This window comes from Mobiluncus mulieris, assembly GCF_014204735.1.
Lineage (GTDB): Bacteria > Actinomycetota > Actinomycetes > Actinomycetales > Actinomycetaceae > Mobiluncus > Mobiluncus mulieris.
The window spans coordinates 58,130-82,931 of record NZ_JACHMA010000001.1; the positions used below are offsets into that span (position 1 = coordinate 58,130).

General features: G+C 52.9%; 15 protein-coding genes and 1 pseudogene. 7 read left to right on the forward strand and 9 right to left on the reverse strand.

Annotated features, from left to right (window positions below; translation table 11 throughout):
- Window positions 1-141 precede the first annotated feature (141 nt).
- A pseudogene (locus F4555_RS10990) lies at window positions 142-1,448 on the forward strand (IS3 family transposase).
- Between the two features lie 79 nt (window positions 1,449-1,527).
- On the opposite strand, the gene F4555_RS00270 reads toward F4555_RS10990, so the two are convergent.
- From F4555_RS00270 to F4555_RS00280, 3 genes are all read right to left on the reverse strand, one after another.
- Window positions 1,528-2,796, reverse strand: coding sequence for an ATP-binding protein (locus tag F4555_RS00270; RefSeq protein WP_174222560.1), 1,269 nt, complete (start codon window positions 2,794-2,796; stop codon window positions 1,528-1,530).
- A 387-nt stretch (window positions 2,797-3,183) separates the two neighbouring features.
- Window positions 3,184-3,846: a response regulator transcription factor gene (locus tag F4555_RS00275; protein ID WP_103758805.1), complete on the reverse strand. Its 663-nt coding sequence runs from the start codon at window positions 3,844-3,846 to the stop codon at window positions 3,184-3,186.
- A gap of 3 nt (window positions 3,847-3,849) precedes the next feature.
- Window positions 3,850-4,923, reverse strand: coding sequence for a sensor histidine kinase (locus F4555_RS00280; RefSeq protein ID WP_255312824.1), 1,074 nt, complete (start codon window positions 4,921-4,923; stop codon window positions 3,850-3,852).
- Window positions 4,924-5,532: 609 nt separating this feature from the next.
- Between F4555_RS00280 and F4555_RS00285 the strand changes: the two genes are divergently transcribed.
- The 6 genes from F4555_RS00285 to F4555_RS00310 all read left to right on the forward strand — a co-directional run bounded on the left by F4555_RS00285 (window position 5,533) and on the right by F4555_RS00310 (window position 14,676).
- A complete protein-coding gene (locus F4555_RS00285; RefSeq protein WP_004015539.1) occupies window positions 5,533-6,396 on the forward strand; it encodes an ABC transporter ATP-binding protein in 864 nt (287 codons plus the stop codon).
- Complete coding sequence (locus F4555_RS10995; protein WP_231282861.1) at window positions 6,396-7,187, forward strand: hypothetical protein; 792 nt, start codon at window positions 6,396-6,398, stop codon at window positions 7,185-7,187. The genes F4555_RS00285 and F4555_RS10995 overlap by 1 nt, the downstream gene beginning before the upstream one ends.
- A 234-nt stretch (window positions 7,188-7,421) precedes the next feature.
- A complete protein-coding gene (locus F4555_RS00295; protein ID WP_155815239.1) occupies window positions 7,422-7,589 on the forward strand; it encodes a hypothetical protein in 168 nt (55 codons plus the stop codon).
- A 126-nt stretch (window positions 7,590-7,715) separates the two neighbouring features.
- Window positions 7,716-10,886, forward strand: coding sequence for a type 2 lanthipeptide synthetase LanM (lanM, locus tag F4555_RS00300; protein WP_260400007.1), 3,171 nt, complete (start codon window positions 7,716-7,718; stop codon window positions 10,884-10,886).
- Window positions 10,887-11,045: 159 nt separating this feature from the next.
- On the forward strand, window positions 11,046-13,196 hold the full coding sequence (locus tag F4555_RS00305) for a peptidase domain-containing ABC transporter (RefSeq protein ID WP_004015544.1): 2,151 nt from the start codon (window positions 11,046-11,048) through the stop codon (window positions 13,194-13,196).
- Window positions 13,197-13,686: 490 nt separating this feature from the next.
- Window positions 13,687-14,676: a hypothetical protein gene (locus tag F4555_RS00310; RefSeq protein ID WP_004015546.1), complete on the forward strand. Its 990-nt coding sequence runs from the start codon at window positions 13,687-13,689 to the stop codon at window positions 14,674-14,676.
- A gap of 628 nt (window positions 14,677-15,304) precedes the next feature.
- Here the strand turns inward: F4555_RS00310 and F4555_RS00315 are convergent.
- The 6 genes from F4555_RS00315 to F4555_RS00340 all read right to left on the reverse strand — a co-directional run bounded on the left by F4555_RS00315 (window position 15,305) and on the right by F4555_RS00340 (window position 24,653).
- Window positions 15,305-16,606 carry an ATP-binding protein gene (locus tag F4555_RS00315; RefSeq protein WP_231282862.1) on the reverse strand — a complete coding sequence of 434 codons (1,302 nt, stop codon included), beginning with the start codon at window positions 16,604-16,606 and terminating at the stop codon, window positions 15,305-15,307.
- Window positions 16,607-16,884: 278 nt separating this feature from the next.
- Window positions 16,885-18,015, reverse strand: coding sequence for a homoserine O-acetyltransferase MetX (gene metX, locus F4555_RS00320; protein ID WP_004015548.1), 1,131 nt, complete (start codon window positions 18,013-18,015; stop codon window positions 16,885-16,887).
- 3 nt (window positions 18,016-18,018) lie between these two features.
- Window positions 18,019-20,337 carry a 5-methyltetrahydropteroyltriglutamate--homocysteine S-methyltransferase gene (metE, locus tag F4555_RS00325; RefSeq protein WP_103758809.1) on the reverse strand — a complete coding sequence of 773 codons (2,319 nt, stop codon included), beginning with the start codon at window positions 20,335-20,337 and terminating at the stop codon, window positions 18,019-18,021.
- Window positions 20,338-20,421: 84 nt separating this feature from the next.
- Window positions 20,422-21,507 (reverse strand): methylenetetrahydrofolate reductase, encoded by a 1,086-nt coding sequence (locus tag F4555_RS00330; RefSeq protein WP_255312823.1) that lies wholly within the window; start codon window positions 21,505-21,507, stop codon window positions 20,422-20,424.
- 1 nt (window position 21,508) lies between these two features.
- Entirely contained in the window at window positions 21,509-22,873 is a 1,365-nt protein-coding gene (locus F4555_RS00335) for an O-acetylhomoserine aminocarboxypropyltransferase/cysteine synthase family protein (RefSeq protein ID WP_004015551.1), read from the reverse strand.
- A 262-nt stretch (window positions 22,874-23,135) separates the two neighbouring features.
- Window positions 23,136-24,653: a D-alanyl-D-alanine carboxypeptidase/D-alanyl-D-alanine-endopeptidase gene (locus F4555_RS00340; RefSeq protein ID WP_115325608.1), complete on the reverse strand. Its 1,518-nt coding sequence runs from the start codon at window positions 24,651-24,653 to the stop codon at window positions 23,136-23,138.
- Window positions 24,654-24,802: the final 149 nt, after the last annotated feature.

Consider the following 24,802-nt stretch of genomic DNA (forward strand, 5'->3'; position numbering starts at 1 on the left):
CTATCCTGAATCATGTAACTTTAGGAACCCAGCTTGTCTAAGATTTTTTGGGCTTGTGGGGTGATGGGGTTGCTGGATTGGATTTCGTGGCCTTGAAGTGTCCCGTGTTTTGTTTCTAGGTTTTTTTGAGGGGATTGTTTTATGCCTAGGAATTATTCGCAGGGGTTTAGGGATCGTGCTGTCGGGCTGGTGTTTGACCGGCTTCGAGACGATTCTGGGGTTTCGAGATGGGCGGTTATCAGTGATATCGGTCTGAAACTCGGTGTCAGTCGGGAATCACTGTGGCGCTGGGTGAATCAAGCTGAAATAGATCAGGGCGAGAGATCCGGGGTCACTCGAGAGGAGTCTGCCGAGATACGACGTCTGGGTAAAGAAAACGCAGAACTCAGACGTACGAATGAGATTCTGAAACTGGCATCAGCTTTTTTCGCCAAAGAACTCGACCACCCGGCCGAGTGAGGATGCAAACTGAAAACGCAGTTTTCGAGTTTGCATTCCGAGCGAGGCTGGGTACGCACCGGAGGTGCAAGTACCCCGGTATGAAATGATTGCGTTTATTGACGAGTATCGTGATTGTTTCTCGGTCGAGTGTATTTGCCGGGTTATGAGAGAACACATGGTTGGGGGCTTCCTCACGCCACGTGGTTACCGGGCTGCAAAGTCAAGAACTGTGTGTGCTAGGCGATTGAGAGATGCCTTGTTAATCGAGGAAATCGTAAAGATTTTCGACCAGAATTACCGTGTTTATGGGATTCGTAAAATCTGGCGTGCTATGCGCCGGGCGGGGTTTGCTATCGGACGGGAACAGGCTGGCAGGTTGATGCGCCTGGCCGGGATTCATGGGGCACACCGAGGCCGTAAACCGGTGACTACCCGGCCTTCACCGCCCGGATACACGCCCGGATTTGGTTCAACGCCGGTTCAGCTCCAACGCGCCGAACCGGCTGTGGGTCGCGGATATCACTTATGTTAGAACTTTGTCGGGTTTCGTGTACACAGCTTTTGTTACAGACGTGTATTCACGCAAGATTGTGGGCTGGGCTACCAGGTCAACTATGCCCCTGAGGCGTTGCCGTTAGAGGCTCTAGAACAGGCGGTAGGCTGCGCTAAAGACAATCTGGCAGGACTAATCCATCACACTGACCATGGTTGTCAATACGTAAGCATTAAATACAGTCAACGACTAACAGATGCAGGGATTAGATCATCGACCGGAACTATTGGGGATTCTTACGATAACGCGCTAGCCGAGACAGTCAACGGGCTATACAAAACCGAGTTGATTTACTCCCAGACCTGGCTCATGTACCGAAGTCGAATGGGCAACCCTGAACTGGGTGTACTGGTGGAATCACCAGCGTCTCCACGAATCGCTAGATTATTCCACTCCCGAGGAAGTGATAACCCAATATAATCAAACCCATGCTAAACAACTAGCACCCGTATAAGAAGCGGAACAAAACCCAGGACGCTTCAGGCAAAACCTGGACTTTCATCGTGACTACCTATCGTTAACAACTGCGGGGGCTAAAGACTAGCGGGCTGCGGGGACTGCCACAGGGAGTTGATAGGCAGTGAATACAGCTTTCGGCCGACCAGGGTGGGTTCGGCTAGGTTCAGTACTATCCCGGCTATGAATTGCTCCCCGAGCCGGTCACGTAGGGTTTGTAGGTGTTTGAATTGTTTGGGAGCGACGCTGGTGGAGGCTTTGACTTCCACTCCGATAACACCCGAGGGAGTTTCGATGATGATGTCAACCTCGGCTCCGGCGCGGTCGCGGTAATAGAAAAGCTCATGGGGAGTGCCGCTCCAGCCTTGCTGTCGGTATAGTTCGCATACCACGAAGGTTTCTATCAGTCCGCCTAAATAGTCGAAGCCTTGGGGTGAGAGCAAATGCGCAGTGTTGAGGTTTTCCAGAGTAGTGAATAATCCGGGGTCGCTGAGGTAGAGTTTCGGACGTCGCACCTGGCGAGTGGTCAGGCTGCGTGACCAGGCTGGTAGTTCCACCGTGAGGAACATCGAGTCCAGTAGCTCTAGATAGCGACGTACGGTTTCCCGACTAATACTGAGCTTATCCGCTAAATGTTGCAGCACAAGTTCCCCGCCGGGGCTAGCCGCTAGCAGAGAGAACAGCTGCGTTAGTGTTTTCGTGTTGAGCTGCCCTAAATCGGTGGCGTCCCTTTGCAGTAGTCGCTTTAAGTAGTCCTTTAGCCATAAGTGTTGTTGTTTTTCATCCAAGTGTTGCACGGGTGGGTAGCCGCCTTTGGCGGCGCGTTTCACGATTTCTTCGCGGGTCAAGGCGGCCAGCTGCTTATCCAGTAGCGTGGCTCCACCCTTGGCTAGTTGGGTAATCGCGGATACCCAGTCATCGTTTTGTCCTGCAAGTTCTCCCTGAGTAAATGGATGCAAGCGTAGCGTCATCGCCCGCCCTGCGAGGGAATCCTCGGACTGGGGGATGCGTAACAGATTCGCCGACCCGGTCAAGAGGTATTTCCCAACCTGGCGATTGCGGTCTACCAGCATTTTTAGTGCCAGCACTAGCTGCGGGGCTCGCTGCACTTCATCTATTACCAGTGGCGTGTCCCCGCTAGATTGCAGGAGTAGTAGGGGGTCTTCCGTGGCTAGATTCTTGGTCACGGGGTCATCCAAAGTAAGAAACCGTACCTCCGTTTGGGGCAGCAGCATTTTAGTCATGGTGGATTTACCGACCTGGCGGGCACCCTCGATAACTACAATCGGGCTGATACCCAGCAACTCCTTTACCCGCGTTTCCAGGTGTCTTTGAATCAGTTCCACCAGCACATTCTATCAAAACGCAGCGTGAAAACTAGCGAAACGCAGTGGGGAAACTGGCGAAACGCAGTGGGGAAACTGGCGAAACGCAGCGAAGGTGCGTTACCGGCGTGGCGAAATTAAGTCGGCCGGTCTGCGTATCCTCCGGTGGACGGGCTTCCCATCGGCTATGGGGTCAGGGGTCATGAGGTGCCAGTCGTCAATTTAGCGTAAATCTAGTCGCCAATTTATTTGGATTCCAGTCGTCAGTTTGTCGGAATTCCGGTCGGCAAGTTGGGCGCTTTTCGGGGGTGCTGGCAGAAATCCGGGGTTTTTGTGTGGGTGAGTCTCTGTTATCTTGAGTCTCACCCCCATTTTCTCCCGTATTTCTGCCAGGCTTCGGGATAGAACCTATTGGGTGATGCCGGCGCGGGCGGCGGTGATGGCCAGTTGCCCGCGGCTTTTGCATCCAGTGTGGGCAAGTATTTCGGAAACATAGGAGCGGACGGTGGTGGGGGACATGTGTAGTTCTTGGGCGATTTCTTTGTTGGTTTTGGCGTCGAGTAGCTGGGTGAATACTGGTTGTAGACGCTGGGGTAGGGTGTTCACAGCGTTGATGAAGTCCGTGTATTGGGCTTGGGTGAGGGCTTTCTCGGTGTAGGATTCGGTCAGAATCGTCGTGGGGCGGGTGTCGAAAACAGTCGTGCCGGCGCGGGCTTTTTTGAGGTATTCGGCGATTTCTTTGGGGGTGGTGTTTTTGGTGAGGAAGCCTTGGACTCCCGCTGCGAGGGCTTGGGCCAAGGAATCCTCGTGTTCAAAAGCGGTGAGCATGATGATGGTGGTTTGGGGGTAGCTTTTGCGGATGAGTTTCGCGGCCTCGATGCCATCCAAGATGGGCATGTCTACGTCGATGAGTGCCACGTCGATACTCCGGGTCATCTTGGTGAGGGCTTCGGCTCCGTTGGGGGCGGTGGCGACTACAGTGATGCCGTCCTGGCTGTCAAGGAGCCTAGCGAAGCTGTCATGGATTATCGGGTCGTCGTCGGCTATGAGTACGCGGATGTCCTCACTCATTAGCTACTCCTTTCCTCCGGTGGGAATTGTAGCCCACAGTATCCAGCGGGCGGGGGTATGACTGTATTCTAGTTCGCCTCCATTAGTTGTGATTTGGCGTTCGAGGTTTGCCAGGCCAAAGCCCCCGGTGGTTCCTATGTTTGCAGGCGAATCACCGATAGTGTTGCTGGTCGTGATGGTGATGGCTCCGTCCGGTTCTCGGGTTACTTCCAGGCTGGCGGTGGTGTCGGTGGGGGCGTATTTTAGGATATTCGTGGCGGCCTCGCGGATGACTAGGCAGGCCAGGAGGGCTTGCTGGCGGGTAACCTGTGGGTCGAGGTTTTCACTCACGTCGTTTTGTAGGGTGATGTTCCTGGTAGAGAGCATTTTGGTTACCAGGGATACGGTTTCGGTGATGTTGGCTCTCCCGGATTCGGTATCGAGTTGCAGAATGGTAGGTTTGATGCGTTTCGAGGTGGCGATGGCCTGGTTTGCCAAGGCAGCGAGTTCCTCAGGGGTGGCGCAACCCGGTTGGCTTAGTTCCTGGGCTTTAATCGCGATATGCGCGAGGTCTTTGGCTATCGTGTCGTGCAACTGAACCGCCAACTGTTTACGTATCAGACTACTGGTCTCCCGCGCCTCCCGCCGTGCGAGCTCCGCCTCGCGGCGTGCTTGTTCGGTTTGTCTGCGGCTGTGCTCTGCTTGGGTGTTGGCTTTAGCGGTTTTTAGCCGGAAATAACGGATAGCGAGCCCTAGGGCTATGGTCACGCCGGAGCCGAATACTGCTCCGATAGCCTGGAGACTCGGGTGTGGGGAAACCGCAGTTAGACTTATTTCGGTCACGAGGAGCAGTAGTAGCCCCGGTATTATCCAAGACCGCACCAGCCACACCCCGACCAGAACGTATATGCCGAGGGTGGGTGTTGTCAGTGACCCGAATAGACCGAAGTAAATACTAGACAGAAGAATGAAAAGTGACTCGAAGTACGGTGGGAAAATCCCGCACAGGGCGAGTGATACCATCAACACAAGCAGGACAATTGTAGAACTCGGTTCCATGACGCGGTCGGAAAATGTCCCCATGATGGTTTCGGCCATAAATGAGAACGCTGCTGTAAAAGCGAAAATCGCTGTCAAAATAGCTGGGTGGGGTTTAAAACTAGGGAAAACCCAGCGGAGAAGGCTTTTGAGTTGATGTCGTTTCATTCTGGTTACGCTCTTATGCATGTTAGTGATGGGGTAAAAAGCACGCGGCAATTTTCATGATACCCAGTCCTTCCGCCTAAAAATCGAGTTTTACCTGCATTCTAGTGGAGCGAAGTGATGCTGGGTATCGTCAGGTGTTGGTATAAAAATACCGACACTTGACGATAGCGCCGACGGTTGCGCGTGTGATTCACTGAGAATAGCGGCGAAAAATCGTTGCTGACACCAACGGATGACTTGGGCATTCGGTGAGGAAGAGGTGGATTATGGAAGAGGAAATTTCGTCATTTGACGGCTCGCGCAATGGTGGATCCGATCGTGGGTCTGGTTCATGGATGTTCCGAGGAAGCTCACGGGCTACTTCGCTGGTGATGATCGTGGCGTTGCTTAGTGGTGTAGCATTATGGGTTCCGGGGCTGACAATGTTTAGCGGTATATGTTTCGTCGTAGCATTTGTTTGTGCATTGATCGTTGTAATCCACTCAGTGAGCTGTCGTAACCATGAATGAGTTGTCAATCAGATGCAAACAGTTGCAGAAAAGCTATAAGGGGTTTCATCTCGGCCCCATAGATGCGACTTTTCCACCTGGTAAGGTGACCGGAGTCTTTGGCCCGAATGGAGCCGGGAAGACCACGCTAATTTCGCTTCTGATCGGGGCTGTTAAGAAGGAAAGTGGAGTTGTTCTCCCTAGCGATGGTGTGACCTATGGTGGCGTATTCGACCAGCCCTTCCTTCTTCCGCACACTAGGGTTATCGACCAGATTGATGCCTTATGCGATGCGGTGGGATTGGACAGTGAAAATCGAGATAGCGTGGTGGCCGAGTGCGGCCTTCAGCCCTACCTCAACCGCAGAGTTGTGAAGCTGTCCACAGGAAATCGGCAACGTCTTGCTCTTGCCCTAGCGCTTATCCAGAATCCGGATGTGTTCGTGTTGGATGAGCCATTGAACGGACTGGATCCCGAAGGCATTGAGTGGTTTCATAGCAAGATGAAGAATCTGGCCACAGTCCAGAAAATTGTCCTACTCGCTACGCATCTTTTGGCAGAAGCTGAAGCCATTACTGATAGATGCATTTTTCTAATGGAGGGCAGAGTAATCTACGAGGGGGACGTGTCAGGCATATTGGCATCCATAGGTCAATCGGCACGATACATCTGCACGGATAATGAGTCAGCTTTAGAGAATTCTTGTAATCAAGACGTTGTTTATCGAGATAGAGAACTTCTTATTCTGCACGATCCTGCGATGCAAGTATCTGGCGGGTTGCCTTTAGCAGACTGGAGTAAAGAAAAACACATCTCGTTGTCGGCGCTATATCGATTGAAAGTACATGATTTTCTTTATTCCGAAGGGGATGACTAATGAGAGCATTGCTTTTTCGGTACGCATGTGCTGTCCAGTACCGTGATTATCTTCTGTGGGGACTTGTGAGCGTGTTATTAGTTACGTTTACGTTACTGAACGGCCTTATTACACACGCCATTGCATTGGGTTACGAAGGCGAGGCAGTAGAGCGCGTATCTTACAGCTACTTGTACAGTTTCTCAGGTCGCGTTGGATACGTCCAACCCTTAATTTTGTCTGCCTACATGACGACTGCATCGTTGACTAGTCGCCAGGCAGTTAGACTGTGTCTTCTTGGAGGGGGCAAAGACAACGCATTTCGAGTCTTGTGGGTTTCAAGTGTCCTGTTTGGTGGAGGTGTCGGTTCCCTGGGTGTTGTTATTAACCACGCGGTTTCAGCGTTCTTTCTTTATTCCACAGGGTATCCGACTAAAGTATTTGCAGATACTCAACTGGAGCCATCACTACGAATGATAGCTTTGCAGTGGATATGGGCACTGCTGGGAGCGGGTTTAGGTTTCATCATCAGAAACCTGGCGATACTGACCGGTATTATTCTGACATATGCCTTATTCATCGAACCTACACTGTCTGCGGTATCGAATCAGTCACAAAGCTTGATGTCATTTACTAAATGGTTACCAGGCCCACTCAATTGGGCTAGTAGTTGGGATGCGGGGGCTGGCAGCGCCAGCATAAGAGCGGCTATCGGCTTGCCTGGAAACTACGCTGTTGCGGTGATGCTGATATATGCGGTACTAATCTTTGTTTTTGGATACACGCAATTCAGAAACAGAGCATTGAGATAACAATCTAGATTAGAAAGGAGGTGTACATCATGGTCAAAGAACCAGAATTAGACTTTGTCGTGGAGTTGGACGATGAGGATCTTGACGTTTCGGGAGGAACATCGATTCCCTGCGGGACTCTTATTATCGCCACACTCACCCAATGTTTCAACGATACCTTGGTCTGGGGCAGTTGCCGTCTTGGCACTCGCGCCTGTTGTTAATGTACACCAATTCTAAAGAGAGGAAAACACTATGTTTGAGTTTGAAGAAGTAGACCTTGCTGAAGTGCCAGAAGAATTACTGGAAAATGAAGCCGGTGCAGGTTCCGCTGCCTTTAAGACACTCGGATGCTGCTGGTGCTTACCTTGGTACTCATCATGGACTAAATGTGGAGTCGTATGCAGTGAACAGTATTGCTAAGGCCGGATAGTTTCTCTGCGCGTCCTGCTGGAATCTCGTGCGTTGGGAAACAAAAAGAAAGTCTTGTCTGGCGAATTCAACTCGTCAGACAAGACTTTCTCTCTATTATTAAAATGTTTGTCTGAAATGGAAAATATTATGCGAAAATTATCTGATAACGCTGTCGCTCGCACATTAAGCATTCCGGAACGTAATAAACTAAAACAGAATCCTAAAATCTCGGAGAATGATTCTTTTATGCACATATTCCGTCAATTAAGCATATTTAAAAATAGCATGTATCATTTAGATGAATTGCTCTCTCCTCTGTGTACCTTGAAACAATTAGAGTCGCTTTCTCATGAGGATTCTGAATCGTTATCAGAGAGAATGCAAAACCATGCTTTGCCTGAATGGAGTACAGTATTCGAACGGTGGGCGCGTACTATCGGTGGTGAATCGACATCAGGACATCATGGGTTACTGAGCATCATAGAAAATCATGTTACAGCAGCGACACAAGAGCTTCGGACAACGCTGGTCACCGAACATGGAGGATACGGTGAGAAACTCTCTAATGTATTGGCGGATTCCATCCCTGTCGATATCCTAACTCAGATTGTAGCACCATCGACACTGCTAGTTTATAAAAGAGACTATTCGGATAAATCTATGCAGGAGTATTACGCAATCCTGGGAGAGCCTTCGGTACGCGATGCCATCTACACAGAATTTCCGGTTATCGCACGTCTGGTAACTGAGGTTCTCATAGACTGGATTGAAGCATCCACCAAGCTCGGAGAGCATCTTATTCAGGATAAATCATTACTGTTAAGAGAGTTTGGATTTGATGTCAGTCGGCTTTCGAGAATAACCGCGAACCTTGGTGACCGGCACAATAACGGTCAGACGGTAGCAGTGCTGGAGTCAGACATGCAAAAGGTTGTGTACAAGCCCCGGAATGCATTCGGCGAACGTTTGATATATCGTGTGTGCAAGTTATTACCTGAGCTTAATGACTTGCTGCCGCATATACCTGTCACATTCGAGAAGGACGATTACCTGTGGCAAGAATTCTTCGCAGCAAAAGATTTCGAGCCGCGTCAGGCTCCGGTTATCGCCAAGAAGCTTGGCGTACTTAACGCCATTTTGTACTACTTGCTAGCCGACGATATGCATCATGAAAACATATTGATATCTGGTGAGAACGTCATAGTTGTTGATGCAGAATGTGTTCTAAATACCACCCGCCCTATAGACTTCATGACGATTGACGTTGAGAATGTCGGCGCGAAAGTTTTAGCTGATGCTGCCTATACAGTCGGTATAGTTCCACAACGTGTTAATTCAAAGGTCTCCGGTGCCAATCCATTAGATATATCAGTCATCGGCTACAAACCTGGCGGAACTGTAGAGCTGAACGTACCTCAAATTCATTCGACACCTGATGGAGGATATTCACTAATCAACGGACCCGCTCAGTTTAACGAAAAAGATCCGATTACACACCGTCATCTTTTGTTGCAGTATGGTTCTGATTTTTTGGAGGGTTTTAAACTGGCTGCAATTCTGATGATGAATCGAAAGGAAAAAATTTTAGATACCGTACTAAGTTCATCTGAACTTGTAGTCAGAGTTTTACCGAGACCAACCATGGTGTATTCTAAGATTCTACTTGAGTCATTTCATCCAACGTTTATGCGTGATGCTGCATTGCGAGATGCTTGTTTAGGTAAATTACTGCCTAGATATTTTGGAAAATCTTACCGCAGACTCTTAATTCGTGAAGAAATGGCAGCGCTAAGGGGCGCACGTATCCCATACACAGAACTCGACCTAAGGAATAACAGTTTTGTTATTGAATCACATCGCTTTTCGGCGGAATGTGGCGGTGTTAATCGTATAATAAATCACATCCTGGATATTGATGAAGACGAGATTCATCGACAATGCGCATATATAGATATGTCTTTCGCTTCAACAATTTTGAAAAGCAGCCTTCCTGTAGAATCAATAAAGATATTAACAAAAACATACAGTTGGGATTGCACCAGATATTCACAAAAAGAGCGATTAGAAGAGCACATTTTCGAAGGTCTGGAGAACGTGATGAATCTTCTTATTAGGCATCGTGGTAACGTTGGTTTTGCTACGATGAATGCCCTGACTCCTGATTGTTGGGTTTTAGGACCAGCTGGTATGGATCTTTATAACGGATTAGCTGGGATTCACTTAATGTTCGAACGCGTTCGCCACGAACCTTTTGCCGAGAAATTTTTGTCCCTATACGACGAGATAGAACATACCGGATTGCTATTCGGGGATGCTGTATCTCTTGATAAAGCAAGCGTAGATAAGAATGTACAAGCGTTAAACGTTGGTCTTTTCGACCAGCTTGCTGGAATTGCTGTCTCTCAATACCTATCTCTGCAACAAGTAAAGCACCGCGAGCGTGCCTCAGAATCGCTTAAACGGACTTTGTCTATGTTGACGAGTATGGTTCCATACGACAAAAATTACGATGTCATATCGGGATCTGCAGGCTCGATTTTTCTTGCTAACAGTTTACCATTGGACTACCAAGAAGCAGTCAACAAGCTTATTAGACAATCCATTGACAAAATTTTGTCTGCGGCTCAGGTAACTGCCGACGGCGCTTTTTGGCCAGCGCAAGATAGTGTATCAGGCCTCACAGGTTTATCGCATGGCGCATCAGGGATTGCCGCTGCACTTGCAGTTGGTGGGAAGGCTTCTAAATATCGAGTCGAAGAGTGCGCTGAGATGATTGGTGCTGCCCTTGAATGGGAAAGGCGCCATTTCGATTTTGAGAAAGGGTGGGAAGATCTGAGAGAGGAATCTCAAAGCAAAGAACAATCAGAACAACTCCAAGCATGGTGTCATGGCACTGGTGGAGCATACATTGCTCGTCAAATTATCGCAGATAATAACGACGCGGGGTTGAGCGGCGATCAGAGAAGATATCTTGACCAAGAGTTGCAATATGCGGTACGTAAACTTGCAAAAAAAACCTTAGAAATGGTCAGTGCTGGTACAAGCGATTGCCTATGCCACGGGACAGTAGGTAATCTGTTGATATTGCAGCGTGCGACTATAAAAGGTATGTACTCAATAGATGAATTCAATGCGATTTTGTCAGCAACTTTGTCGCGTGCCGAACGTGATGGTTGGCGTTTCGGAGGAATACCGGGAATACCATCTAATAGTTTTATGATGGGTATGCCTGGGATTGTATGGGGATTAGCATCTCTATATTCACCAGTTAAACCTAATTTTGATCCATTTCTTTTGGGAGTATAAAGTGGACGCGTTGGATAAAATGAGCAAGTTGGCAGTGCTTTTATTTACCTTCTCGATATGCACAGCATTCTTAGCATGCATGCTTAATCTTGCCCCTGCTCAGGATGCAGATGCGGAAAATTTCACTATAATTTCTATTTTGTATAGCTGGAGCTGACCGTGGGGAAGATAAAGCCAATACTTCAAGCGACCCAATCTGAATGTGGCCTCGCCTGTGCCGCTATGATTCTTAACGCTACTGGATGTCATGTCACTGTGCCCGATATGCGAAAGGCGGCACCCGTTGGAAGGGACGGATTGAGTCTTAGGAGGCTTCGTGATCTGCTTCGGATGTACGGGTATGAGGTGTATGTGTATCGTTTTGATATTAACACTCCAATACTTACTCTTAGCGTACCCGCAGTATTGTTGTGGAATAATAATCATTATGTGGTACTAAAAAGCGTGAAACGCAACCATGTCACTATCGTTGATCCTGCATATGGGACTTTGATTTTAAGCTATGATGAATTTAACTCTCATGCAAGCGGAATTGCGCTTGTCGCTAAACCAACAAGCCGGATGCCTACAGCTCGACGCAGAAATAGCACTGATTACCGGTCTTTTTTGCGACCGCTAAAAGATTATGTCGCTGTTATTACTATTATAATCGCTACAACTATTTTTGGTATTGTTATCGGGTTGGTACCAGCGGCGCTATCAGCATATATAATGGACAAATATTTTGCTGAACCTAATCTAAAAGATATCAGAATGCTCTTAGTGTTTATCGGATTACTCTTTCTTTGCTACGCAACGAATATATTAGCAAAAGCATTTGCGTCCATAATTTTAGAACGTTCTCTGGATTACAGGCTGTCATCACAAGTTTTTGCGCACCTTGTAAAATTACCTTTTGCGTATTTTTATGGACGACCTGCCGGAGATTTACTTTTACGATTTAGCTCGATTTCCAACATTAGAGATGCCATCACAACAAGGATACTACCTCTATTCCTAAATGTCTTTAATGTATTTTTTTATCTATTGATTATTGTAAAAATTTCTTTATCCTACGGAATCGCACTTTTCTTACTAATTTCTGTTGTATTGGCAACAGTATTTTGTTTTGCACGAGTCGGACGGCGACTTTCCGACGAAGAGATTCAAGCTCGTTCAAAGACTCAGTCCCTTACAATTGATTCTTTGAATGGGATAGAAAATACAAAAGCGATGGGGCTTGAGATGTTTGTTGCATCGAAGTATGATTCGATGCTACGTCGAGAGGTGCTAGCCTCGACAAGACGAAATAATATGGACGCACTCTTTGGAACCATAGTATCATCTATCAGCTTTGCTGCTCCGCTCGTTCTGTTAGCGATTGGTTTCGTTGAATTTGCGCACGGCAGGCTAACCTTGGGGACCGTTGTTGGGCTGTCCGCTTTATCTAGTTCCGCTTTATCGCCCGTAGCAAGTATGGCTACTGATTTCAATGTTATTCTCATGACACGTGTACACATTAGCCGCCTGGTTGACATCCTAGGAGAAGAAACCGAAGCTAACCCCTCGTCTGCTATTCATGCAGACAGTAAGTTGGACATGAACTCGGTTAGCTTTGAAAAGGTCTCGTTTCGATTCGTCGGTTCGGAGAAAAATGTGATATCTGATGCTAGTTTCACAATTTCTCGCGGCGACCATATTGTTATTGCTGGCGCTACGGGTGCTGGGAAATCCACAATTGGACGAATCCTTTGCATGTTACTGAAACCGACAGAAGGCCGCGTACTTGTAGATGAAGTAGACGTCACAGAAATCGGCTCGGAGCTATTACGACGTCGAATCGGCGTCGTAGTGCAAGGGGCACCTGCCTCGCAGGGTACCATTGAATCCAATCTAAGGATGGGCGACGATAGCTTATCAGAATCCGATATTTGGAAAGCTTTGGAGACAGCTGAACTCGCAAGTGATATTAAATCGATGCCTTTGGGACTGAGCACACCCTTGGGAGAAGGAGGAGTTGGACTGTCCGGTGGTCAAGCGCAGCGTCTAGTGCTTGCGCGGGCGTTGGTAAGGAAGCCGGCACTTTTGCTGTTGGATGAAGCAACCGCAAACATCGATCCACTAACCGAACATAAAATCCTTAGAAATATTGCCAACCTTTCCATCACCTGCATCATGATTACACACCGCCAGAGCACAATCCGCGATGCTAGCAAGGTTTTGTTTATAGAATCAGGGGTTGTACTAGGATTTGCTGATCCGCTCACTCTTTTAACTGAGTGCCCGGAATTTCGTGCTTTTCTCCAAATCTCACGACTCGAAATCATGTAGCCTTAACTGTAAACTGTGGACAACCTCACAAGCTGCATAAACGGGACATGTCCATAACTTGCGCTTAACCGGCTCTTGGGGTTGGCTGCATGTTGTTGACGGGTTGGTTGTTTAGGCTGTCTGTTTTCAGGTGTCTTGACTCATCCTGAGTTTGTATTACGCGGGTAACTATCGTGTTCCACGCATGTGAATCCACGTCAATCATGCCAACGAGACAGGTAGACGCTAGCAACAAGGCTGCACTAGCAAAAGCAGTAAACTTCATAGTAACCAGTTCTTTCGTCAAAAAATCGAGGGTTTACCTGCATTCTAACGGAGTAAACAGACATTGGATACCGACAGGTGTCTATAAAAAATACCGACACATGACTGTAGCCCCGACAGCCGCAGATGTGATTCACTAAGACTGGCAGCGAAAAATCGCTGCTGGTGCATAGAAGCACCATCGTAACCCAACTCAAGGAGTTGGAGAGCGAAAAAGGAGATAATCGTGAAAAGACCAATAAATCTGGTATGTGCCTGCGCTGCTACGGTTGCGCTGGCCTTAAGTGGTGCGGGGATAGCAGCAGCAGTTCCCGTAGAACAACTCGAATCTGTTACAACGTACGATACTGATTCAGCGCGTAAAGGTATAGGTGCTACTTCGAGCCTGATTGACTCGCTAATTAAAGATACGACTCCAGTAGAAGAAAATATTGCTTACGCCAAAGAAACAAGTGTGCTTACCGGCATACCTACAAAATCGGATTTGACAATACAGACCATGAAAGGAGCTGAATTACTAAAGATTGGTGTCCCGGGTTTTAAATGGGGAGAAAAGAGAGAACTGTCGATCCTGAAAAAAGGGAGTCAAGAGGTTGTTTCTAATCCGACATCGGATGGGGTGCAAATACTATGGAAGATTAATAAAGGTAGTGGAACCGAGAGCTTGGAGTTAAAGACTGAGCTTCCAGACGGCTCTAAATGGGGCAAGGAGAGTGATGGTTCTATTTCGCTTCAGAGAAAAGCAACTGATGATTTTTCGGAAGTTGTGATGAAATCTGGTGTTCCATGGGCCATTGATGCCACAGGAAAGAAATTGCCAACTTCATATATCATTGATGGCGACAAGGTTTATCAACATGTGCAAACGGACGGGGCGGTCTTTCCTGTTGTAGCAGATCCTGATTTTGCTTGGTGGGGCAGTCTCGCCATCTGCGTAGCTGAAGTGGCATCAATTTTTGTACCAGGGGCTCAAATTATAAAGGGAGCAAAGGCTGCTAAGGCTATTGCTTTCCTTGCGAAATCACCGAAGCTGAAGAAGATTATCGATTCTCTTGGTGGTCTTAATAAAGCTATCCATACGATGTTAGGTAAACTGCAAGGCAAGAAGTATGGTGAGGTCACTGAGCGTGCTTTAAAGAAATTATTGGAAGAAGGTAAAGGAGCCTTGTTTGACATACTTGGAATCGGGGGATGCTATGGTGTATATGCAAACTAGCATGTTACCGATAATTATTGGCGCGATGCTGGTAGTAGTAGATTCAATTCTTCGTACAGCTGTACACATATATAAGCCTTATTCCGTTCTGGTTGATAAAGCTAGCCGAGCCTCGAGGCTGGTTGCGTATGTTGTCTACGGCGTGTACTTAGATAATTTCTGGTTTCCAATTATTGCTTATGTAATTGCTATAGTGCTTTCCACTCTAGTAGTTGCTGTATTTCCCTTTGGGGATAAAGAATGCGACTAGTATAATCCAATACAGTGTGCCTGGGGTGTGTTGATATTTTCAATACACCCCAAGCATGATTTTCGTGCACTTATAGCACATGCTGATTGATATTACTCTGGGGATACTCAGAGGTTGCTCCTGATTAGTGGGCATCGCAGGTGAGGATTTAGGGTCTGGCTGAGAACGGAATCCACTGCGGATGTCGACATAAAGTGAATAACTGTTTACGAAGCAAGGAAGTTGGCGATGACGGAGCTGACGGGGTCGCTTTCGATTCGGAAACCATCGTAGCGCCTCGAGTTGCGCGGCGAAGCCAGAAGGCTGACATCCAAGCTGTTATACGCTAGCCTCCGTCTGGCGACTGACACATTTCCCAGTCTGCGGTGTGTCCGCCATTCAAGCCCCGAGGTTCCCGAAGGCCACGACGTGTACCCCGTCGGGGCGGGTGTAGCTAAGCCCGCCCCCGGTGACCACCACCAGCACCGGGGCATGTCTCGTGTTTCCCGCCTCCAGGTATCGCCTCGCGAAGGCTTGCAAATGGGTGGCGGCAGTGTCGATGGTGACATCGCTGGAGCCAAGTTTCACCTCGACCAAAACCGTGCGCCCCGATATCTCCACCACCGCATCAACTTCCAGGCCGTCAGCGCCGCGGGCGTGGTATACCTCCTGGCGACTCATGAAACCCAAATCATGTACCACCTGTGACTCGAAGGCCTGCCCGAAAAACTCCAAATCCCCCAGCAGGGCATCCGCATCGGCGTGCAGGGCGGCCACGGCCAGCGCCGGGTCGGCCAGGTGACGCTTCGGGGTTTCCCGCAAAGGCACCCGTGAGCGCAAATGTGGTCGCCACGCCGACTGGTTTTGCGCCACGAAGATACGAGCCAAGGAATCGAGGTATTCGCGCACCGTGTCGCGAGACAAATCCGTGTCACGAGCCAACACGCTGGTGGTTACCTCGGTTCCCACCCCGCGCGCCAAGGCCACCAGCAGCCTTTTCACCCGCTGCGGGTCGCGATACGTGTCATCGGGCACCCGAATATCCACCGCCGCGATGGTCTCCAGGTAGTCGCGGTTGTTTTCCGTCGCCTGCTTGGCGGTAAGCCCCAAATTGCCTGGCCACCCCCCGAAAGCGAGGCGCTGGGCGATGTCGGGTATGGTCAGCCTGCTGGCGTGAGGTGCGATTTCCTCGCCGGGGGCGGATTTTGCCAGTTCGTGCAGAGAAATCGTAGCGTCACTGTGCCCGGTTTCCAGGAAAGTCATGGTTCCCATCGTGAGGCGCGCGAAACGACCGGCACCGGAATGTTTCGCGGCACCCGCCCCCGGCGCGGTGGAACCGGTGAGGATGAACTGGCCGGGCTCGCGGCGCCGGTCAATCTCGTGCCGGGATAAATCCCACAGTATCGGGTGAACCTGCCACTCGTCTATCAGCCGGGGAGTGGCACCTTGAAGTGCCAGGTCAGGCAGGATTTCGAGTTGCCGCGCCAGGCTGGGGTCTGTGTCTGCTTGCAGGGTGCTTTGCGCGATTTGCCGCGCGGTTTCGGTTTTCCCACAAGCTTTCGGTCCGGTAATCAACACTCCACCCGCCCGTCGCAGTGCGTCTTGTAGGTCTTGATCAGCCAAACGCGGACTATACGGCGCTGAGGTCGGTGGTACTGTTGGGGTGGGCTTCGGTGCTGGTGCAGCGGGTGTTTCGGTCATGTTTTCCCTGTTCATGAGATGCTAGTCGCCAATTTACCGTAGTTCGAGTCGTCAATTTATTTAGTTTCCAGTAGTCAGTTTATCGCAAAACCGGTCGTCAATTTATAGTTCCTGTGTTTTAAATGGGAACGCGGACGAAGGCTTTAATTGTGAGGTTTGTCACATTCTGTGGACATTTAGTGGCTCTGAACCCGGCATTGGCAACAAGTGGCAACCCTCTGGCCTTGGGTTTTACGATAATTGCTACATTATTCCACGCGCTAAATGTCCACGAATAGTTAGGCCAAAAAATCGGCGATGGCGGTGCCGACGGGTTCGGACTCAATGAGGAAGCCATCGTGGCCGGAGTCGGAGTGGATAATCACTGCGTGACTGTGGGGGGTTAACTCGGCAATCTGGTGGGTTTGCGCGGGATAGAACAGCCGGTCGGTGTCCACCCCCAAAGCCAGCACCTCGGCAGTGACCTGGCTCAAGGCTACCACCAGCCCGCCGCGACCCCGCCCCACATCGTGGGTCAGCATTGCCCTTGTTAACACCTGGTATGACCCCGCATCGAAACGTTTGGCCAGCTTTATCCCGTGGTGATCCAGATACGATTGCACCGCCAGGCGTCCCCCGGACAGGGGATCCTCCTGATAGCCGGGGTCGCGCCCGAAACGCTCCTGGAGCTCACGCGGGGAACGATAGGTGGTGTGGGCAATCTCGCGCGCCAAAGCCAAACCCCGGAACGGGCCGTGACCAGGCAGGTTATCGTAGTAGTCCCCGCCGCAGAAGTTCGGATCGAGTTCCAGTACGTGCATCTGGGCGTGACACCAGGCGGCCTGCTCGGCGGTGGTTGATGCTCCGGTCGCCACCGCCACCACCTTCGACATCGCCTCGGGGTAGCTCACCGCCCACTCCAAGGTACGCTGCCCGCCCAGGGAACAGCCAATCACCGCGTGCCAGCGGGTAATCCCCAGCGTGTCCATGAGGAGCTTTTCGGCCGCGACCTGGTCACGAATCGTCACCAACGGGAAACTGGAACCCCAGGCGCGTCCATTAGGCGCGAGTGTTGCCGGCCCCGTAGATCCCTGACAGCCACCGAGCACATTGGGACACACCACGAACCACCGGTCGGTATCCACCGCCCGTCCTGGCCCCACGACTTCGCGCCACCAGCCGGCACTGCTATGCCCGGGACCCGCCGAACCGGAGACATGGGAATCCCCGGTCAAGGCGTGGTCAATCAGAATCGCGTTGGAACGCGCAGCGTTGAGCTCCCCGAAAGTCTCGTAGGCCATCCGGAACGTGGGCAGGCGCCCCCCGCCCTCCAGTTCCAAGGCTCCGAAGTGTGCGAACTGGCGGTTGCCCACCGGGGCGGTGGGCTGCCACGCGCCGGTTACCGGCAGAATTTCGGGGAGTTCGCGCATAACCTAGTCCTGGTCTTGGATTTCTTGACGTACCGCTTTCGCGGCCGCCACCAGGTTCTGCAGTGTCGCCACGGTTTCGGGATATGCTCGGGTCTTCAAGCCGCAATCCGGGTTAACCCACAACTGGCGGGGATCTAGAGCTGCCACGGCCTTTTCCAGCAGGCCGATTTCCTCGTCCAGCTTCGGCACCCGGGGCGAGTGAATATCCCAAATTCCTGGTCCCAAGCCCCGTTCGAAACCATGGTCGGCCACGGCCGGTAGAATATCCATCTTGGAACGCGAAGCCTCGATGGATGTCACATCCGCATCCAGGTGGTCAATCGCATCGACCACCACGTTGAATTCCGAGTAGCACAGGTGCGTGTGAATCTGGGTAGCCGTCTTGGCTCCGCCGGTCGCGAGCCGGAAAGCGCCTACTGACCAGTCCAAATAAGCCGCCCGACCGGCGCGGCGCAACGGCAACAGCTCCCGGATGGCCGGCTCGTCGACCTGGATAATGCGAATCCCGGATGCTTCCAAATCAGCGATCTCGGCGCGCAAGGCCAGGCCAATCTGGTCGGCGACCTCGCGTCGGGGCACATCGTCACGCACAAAAGACCAAGCCATAATGGTAACCGGGCCGGTCAACATTCCCTTCATGGGCTTGGACGTGAGCCCCTGGGCATAGGCCGACCATTCTACGGTCATGGGATGTGGCCGGGTCACATCCCCCCACAGAATCGAAGGACGGGTACAGCGCGAACCATAGGACTGCACCCAACCGTGCTCGGTGGTGGCGAAACCCTCCAGCTGTTCGGCAAAATATTGTACCATGTCGTTGCGTTCCGCCTCGCCGTGCACCAACACGTCCAGCCCCAAGTCCTCTTGCAGGCGCACCACCCTGGCAATCTCAGCCTTGATTTCCTCCCGGTATCCGGCATCGTCAATCTCGCCTTTACGCCACGCGGCACGCGCCCGGCGAATCTCGGTGGTTTGGGGGAAAGAACCAATCGTCGTGGTCGGCAGCAAGGGCAAGTCCAAAACTCGTTGCGCGGCCACCCGCTCGGCATAGGGTGCCCGGGTGCGGTCGCCGTCCACCACCGCTGCGGTAGCCGCCCGCACCTCGGCGCGGCGCACCCCCGGATGCTTGGCGCGGGTTTCCAAAATCCGCGCGTTTTCGGCTAGCGCCTCATGAACCGAATCAGAATCAGCCAAAGCGCGCGCCAAAACCTGTACCTCCGCGATTTTCTGGTCGGCAAACGCCAACCAGGAACGCACCTCGGGGTCGATAGCAGTCTCGACAGCGACATCATGGGGCACATGCTGCAAAGACGTCGAAGTAGACACCGCAACCCGGGGACACACGGCCTGAACCTGGCGAAGTTTTTCCAGTGCCGCCGCGAAATCAGTGCGCCAAATGTTACGCCCCGATACCACCCCAGCCACCACGGTTTTGCCCTCTAACCGCGCCAAATCCTCGGCCGCAGGAACCTGGCCAGCCACCAAATCCAAGCCGATAGCCTCAATAGGGGTTCCTGCCAGCGCCTCGCGCCCGTCAGACCCCAAGTCCCCGTACGGGGCATTCACAAACAAAGCCGGGCGCTGCGACAATCCCCCCAAGAAATCATAGGCCTTCGCCGCCGCCGCCAGCACGTCCGTGCGGGGCAGCGCCCAGGTGTCACGCACCAAACCCGGCTCGTCTAGCTGCACCCAGTCCACTCCGGCCCCCGCGAATTGTGCCAGGAACACTTCGAAGGCCGCCAACACGTCGTCCAGGCGATCCAGAGGATTGAACTGCGCCGGCGCATCCCCCGTGGGTTTTGCTCCGAGCAGGTAAGTTACCGGTCCGACCAAAACCGGGCGCCCGGCCTTGCCCCCGGCCGCAACCTGGGACAGCCAGGGGTTCGCCACGGGCTTAATCGGTGTATAGAGCCCGATTTCGGGCACCAGATAGTGATAGTTCGTGTCGAACCACTTGGTCATTTCCAGCGCCGCCTTGTCATCCACCCCGCGTGCCAGGGTGAATTCGCCGTCCACATCCAGCGAGCCATCGGGGCGCACCAGGTTCCCGAAGCGTTGCGGCACCGCGCCCAGGGCACAGGTCAAAGTGAGAACTTGGTCGTAAGGCACGAAATCGGCTGGTTGCGCCGCTGCGCCGTCTAGGCCAAGCCCCTTGAGGTGGCTAATTCGCCCGTTTATCTGCTGGGATACCTCGGAATCGAAAGTCGCGCGGTCAATTTTTTTCGCCCAGTAGCGCTCCAGGCTGCGTTTGAGTTCGCGCCTCGCGCCGATACGTGGGTAGCCGGCGATGGTGGCAGCGGGGAAGAGTGTGGTTTGTGGCATGAGTTTTCTCCTTGCTTTTTGGCCGTTTGTGGCCTGGTTTCGTGGTTTGGGTTGGTTTCGGGTTCATGAGGTGCCAGCCGGGATTCACGGCGAAAAACGCTGCATGGCGGCATTCATTAAATCCAAGAGCTCCGAAGAGGAATCTTCGTCTACGTGGGTGAAACCCCTAGAGCGCAGGTGTTCGACCAGGTCGAGTACCGGGCGGGGGCGGTTGAACGTATAGAAGTGTAAACCGGGAGCCCCCGCCTGAATCAAGTCGTTTACGAAATCGAGAGTAGCGCTAAGACCTTCTAAAAAGCGTTCTTCCGGGTCGCTGATTTCGCTTATCGCTTGCAGCCGAGAGGGCACACTCACTCCGGTCAAGCCCTCGAGGCGTTGCAAACGGGCGGCATCCGTGAAGGGGATAATCCCTGGAATAATCGGGATGCTCACCCCTTGGTAGGTTGCCGAATCCAGCAGGGCACCGTAGTCATCCGCGTTGTAAAACACCTGGGTGATAGCGAAATCCGCCCCAGCGGACTGTTTTTCGGCCAAGGCAGCCACCGCATTGGTTCGAGCCGAGACGGTCCCCGCCGGATAAGCCGCCACCGCGATAGAAATCGCCCGGGCATCCCCGAGATATTCGGCGGCGACTTCCCGCAGCAGTGTCACCAGCTGGCTGGCGCGGGAAAACTCGCCCGGGGCGGGTTCCCAGTTGACCGAGCCTTTCGGATTGTCCCCGCGCAGCGCCAGGAAATCCCGCACCCCTATATCTAGCATTTCGGTGATGGTGGTGCTTAGTTCCGTGCGGGTTTTCCCCACGCAGGTCAAATGGGCTAAAACCGGGCGACCCAAGCGCTGCAAGGCGTGCGCCAACACGGACTGCGAGGATGCCGAGGTGGAATTAGATGTGCCGAAAGTCACCGAAACATAGTCCGGGTGGGCATCCAACAGCCGGTCTATCCCCGCCCAGGCTTGGCTGAAAGGATCGGGATTGCGCGGCGGATACAACTCGAAAGAGACCCGCACCGGGCGGGTGGGGTTTCGCGAGGATTTCGGGTTGGCACCTCGTGAAACCGAAGTAAACGCTACGGGCGCACCAGGAGCGTCGAGCACCCCACCGGCATCGGGGGCGACCCAATCAACCCCCGATGCCACGGGCGCTGCTGCATACAAATCTCGAAGCGTCACGTCACACTGCCTTTGCTGCGGCCAAACCTCGGTCAATATCCGCGATAATATCCTGGGAATCTTCGATGCCAACCGAAATCCGCACGGTTCCCGCCGAAATCCCCTGCGCGGCGAGCTCTGCCTCGCTCAACTGGGAATGCGTAGTGGAAGCCGGGTGAATCGCCAAAGACCGCACATCCCCAATGTTAGCAACATTTGCCAGCAACTCCAGGGAATCGATGAAACGCTTGCCGGCTTCGAGCCCGCCGGTCAAGTCGAAATTCAACACCGCCCCGGCACCCTTTGGGGTGTATTTTTGCGCCAACTGGTAGTACGGCGAGGACGGCAGCGAGGACCAGCGCACGGTCTGAACCACGCCCCCACCCACCAGGGACTGTAAATGCTCGGCCACCGCGCGGGCGTTTTCCACGTGGCGTGCCACCCGCAGACTCAAGGTGTCCACCCCCAGCCCCACGGCCCACACCGCGAAAGGCGAAGCAGTGAAACCCAAATCGCGCAAACCCTCGGCGCGAGCCTTCAAGATAAACGCCAGGTTCGCGCCCAGCGCCCCGCCCACCCCGAAATCCCGGGCGTAAACCACGCCGTGATAGGAATCGTCGGGCTGGTTGAAACCGGGGAACCTCGCGGCGACCGCCTGGTCAGCAAAGTCGAAACGCCCCGCGTCCACAATCGCTCCCAACAGCGCCGAGCCGTGTCCGCCAAGGTATTTCGTGGCGGAATGCACCACAATATCCGCGCCCCACTCTATCGGACGGCACAGATACGGCGTGGGAACCGTGTTATCCACTACCAGCGGCACCCCGAAATCATGCGCCAGATTCGCCAGCGGCTCCAAGTCCAGCACATCGCCTTGGGGGTTGGGGATGACTTCGCCATAGTAGGCAATCGTGTTTTCATCGGTCAGATCTTTCCAATCCACCAGGTGGCGGGGGTCAGTGACGAAACGGGTTTCCAAACCCAGCCGCGCCAAGGTGCGCGCCAGCAGGTTATAGGTGCCGCCGTAGATAGACGGGGAAGCCACGATGTTCTTGCCGGGGCTGGCCAAAGTCAACAGCGCCAGGGTGATGGCGCCCTGCCCGGAAGAGGTCACCAAGGCGCCCACCCCGCCTTCCAGGGAAGCCAGGCGTCCCTCTAAGGCCTCGTTAGTGGGGTTGGTCAAACGGGAATAGATAGGTCCGAGTTCTTGCAGTCCGAAACGTGCGGCCGCAGTCTGGGCGTTGGGAAAGTGGAAGGCATTCGTGGCGTAAATCGGGACAGTTTGTGCCCCGGTGGTCGGGTCGCCGGTGAAACCGGCGTGAATCTGGCGGGTGGCGAAGCCCCATTCGGGGTGGTTTTGCCAGTTGGGTCCAATGGTGGTTTTAGTCATGATGATTATCCTTTGCATGTCAGTACCCCGGTTTTCGGGGTGAAAATGGGAAAATTTGGTGGTGTTCCAAAAGGGTTTTGGCTCTGACGGGCACGCAGGAACAAAATACGAATGCTGTGAGCGCACGAGGTGCTGCCGGGGCAGCTGGCGCTGGCTGTGAGTGGCTGACGTGCACGTCAGCGAGGCATTCGCTTCATCATGGGCAAGAGTGTAACAGGAAACTTCCCAGCAAGTAAAATTGGGGTGTGCCTGGCGGGTTGAATCACGCTGCTGGTGCGGGGCTGGTTTTGGGGTCGGTGGGGGAGAATTCGGTTTTCCCGCCCAGCAGTCCCGTTAAAAACATCTGTTTTGCGCTGATGGTTCCCCCGGGGCTTTCTTCCGGGTATCCGGAAATAATCAGCGCATAGGCCAGCACCTGGTTTTGGTACACCATCGTGCCCGCCAGGGAATGTGAAATCGCCAGGGTGCCGGTTTTCCCCCGCAGATTCCCCGCCGCCGTTGTTTCCTGGTAGACGTTTCTTAAGGTTCCATCCGCCCCCGCTACCGGCAGATTCGCCAACATGGCACGCAGTTCCGGGTGCTCGGGGCTGGCCGCCGTGCGCACCAGATTGGCCAGGGCTTGCGCCGGGATTTGGGTGGAATGCGCCAGGCCGGAGCATCCCACGAGGTTCGTGTTGCCCAGGTGAACCCCCAGTTCCCCTATTGCTGTTTGTACGCTTTTTCCGCTGTCTGCAAAAGTGGGCTTTGCCCCGCGATGCAAGGCCACCAGCCGTCCCAGGGTTTCGGCCAGGGTATTGTCCGAGATTTTGAGCATTTTTCGAATTACTTGGGCGAAGGGGGCACCTTGCGCCAGTGCTACTATGGTTGGGGATTCATGAGGTGCCTGCCCGATTTCGACTACTTGTGGCAGGGGGCGAGCCGGGTCGAGAATCTCGGTTTTGGCCAGTCCAGATTTCCCGGTTTCGATCTTGGCGGGCGCAGCCCCGCTGGCACCTAATGCAGCGGCAAAAGCCTGGCCGGCCACCCCAGCTGCGTCCGGCACGTAGCCGTACTGGCCGCGCGCCACCGACCCCGTGTCGATTCCTAGACCTTGAATCGGGCCAACCCACTGGTGGTCTTCGGGGCGCCACGCTGACGAGGCTTTTTCCGTCCCGAACCAGGAGGCATCCACCACCAGGGTATAGGGAGCCTGTGTTAAAATGTTTTTGGAATGCTTGGTCAAGGCTCGAACTGTGTCGGCGGCCAGTGTCCCCAAACCGGCGTAACCGAAAATATCTTCTGGCGTGTCGGCTCCTGTCCCCAGCAGGATGTCTCCCCCTCCAATCAGGTACAGTTTGCGAGCCGATTCATCCCAAGCCACCACGGTGCGCGCCCGTCCTGTTGACCCGAAATCGTGCAAGGTTGCCGCTGCCGTGAACAGTTTTGTGGTGGATGCCGGGGCGAGCGCCAAATCCGGGTTGGCAGAGGCCAGTTCCACCCCGTCGAGGGTGCCAATCCACCACGATACTTTCATGTCTTTCATGCGGTAATCTGTGATGAACTCACGGGTCAGGTTTTTGAAAAACGCGGGGTCGGGGGCGGTGCTGGTGTCGAACAGGGGGGCTTGATTCGGGGTGGGTGACGCGGCTTTCGGGGTGGGGAAGGCCGCCACCCGTGGCAGGGGTGGCTTGAAGGTGAGTATCCCTGGCACCGCATCGGCTCCGTCTGCCATTATGTATCCGCCGCCGAGCACCAGTGCGCCCACCACGACGATGATGCCGGCTCGCGTGTGTGTCTGCATTGAAAACCTTTCGACTGGGGCAGCCCAGCTAGTCCAGCCAGTCCAGCCAGCCCAGCTGGTCTAGGGGCAAACCCGTGGATAATTATAAAAGATTACCCGTGAGCCTGTCCTTAATGGCACAATGAAGAAATAAGCTCGCAACAGTCTAA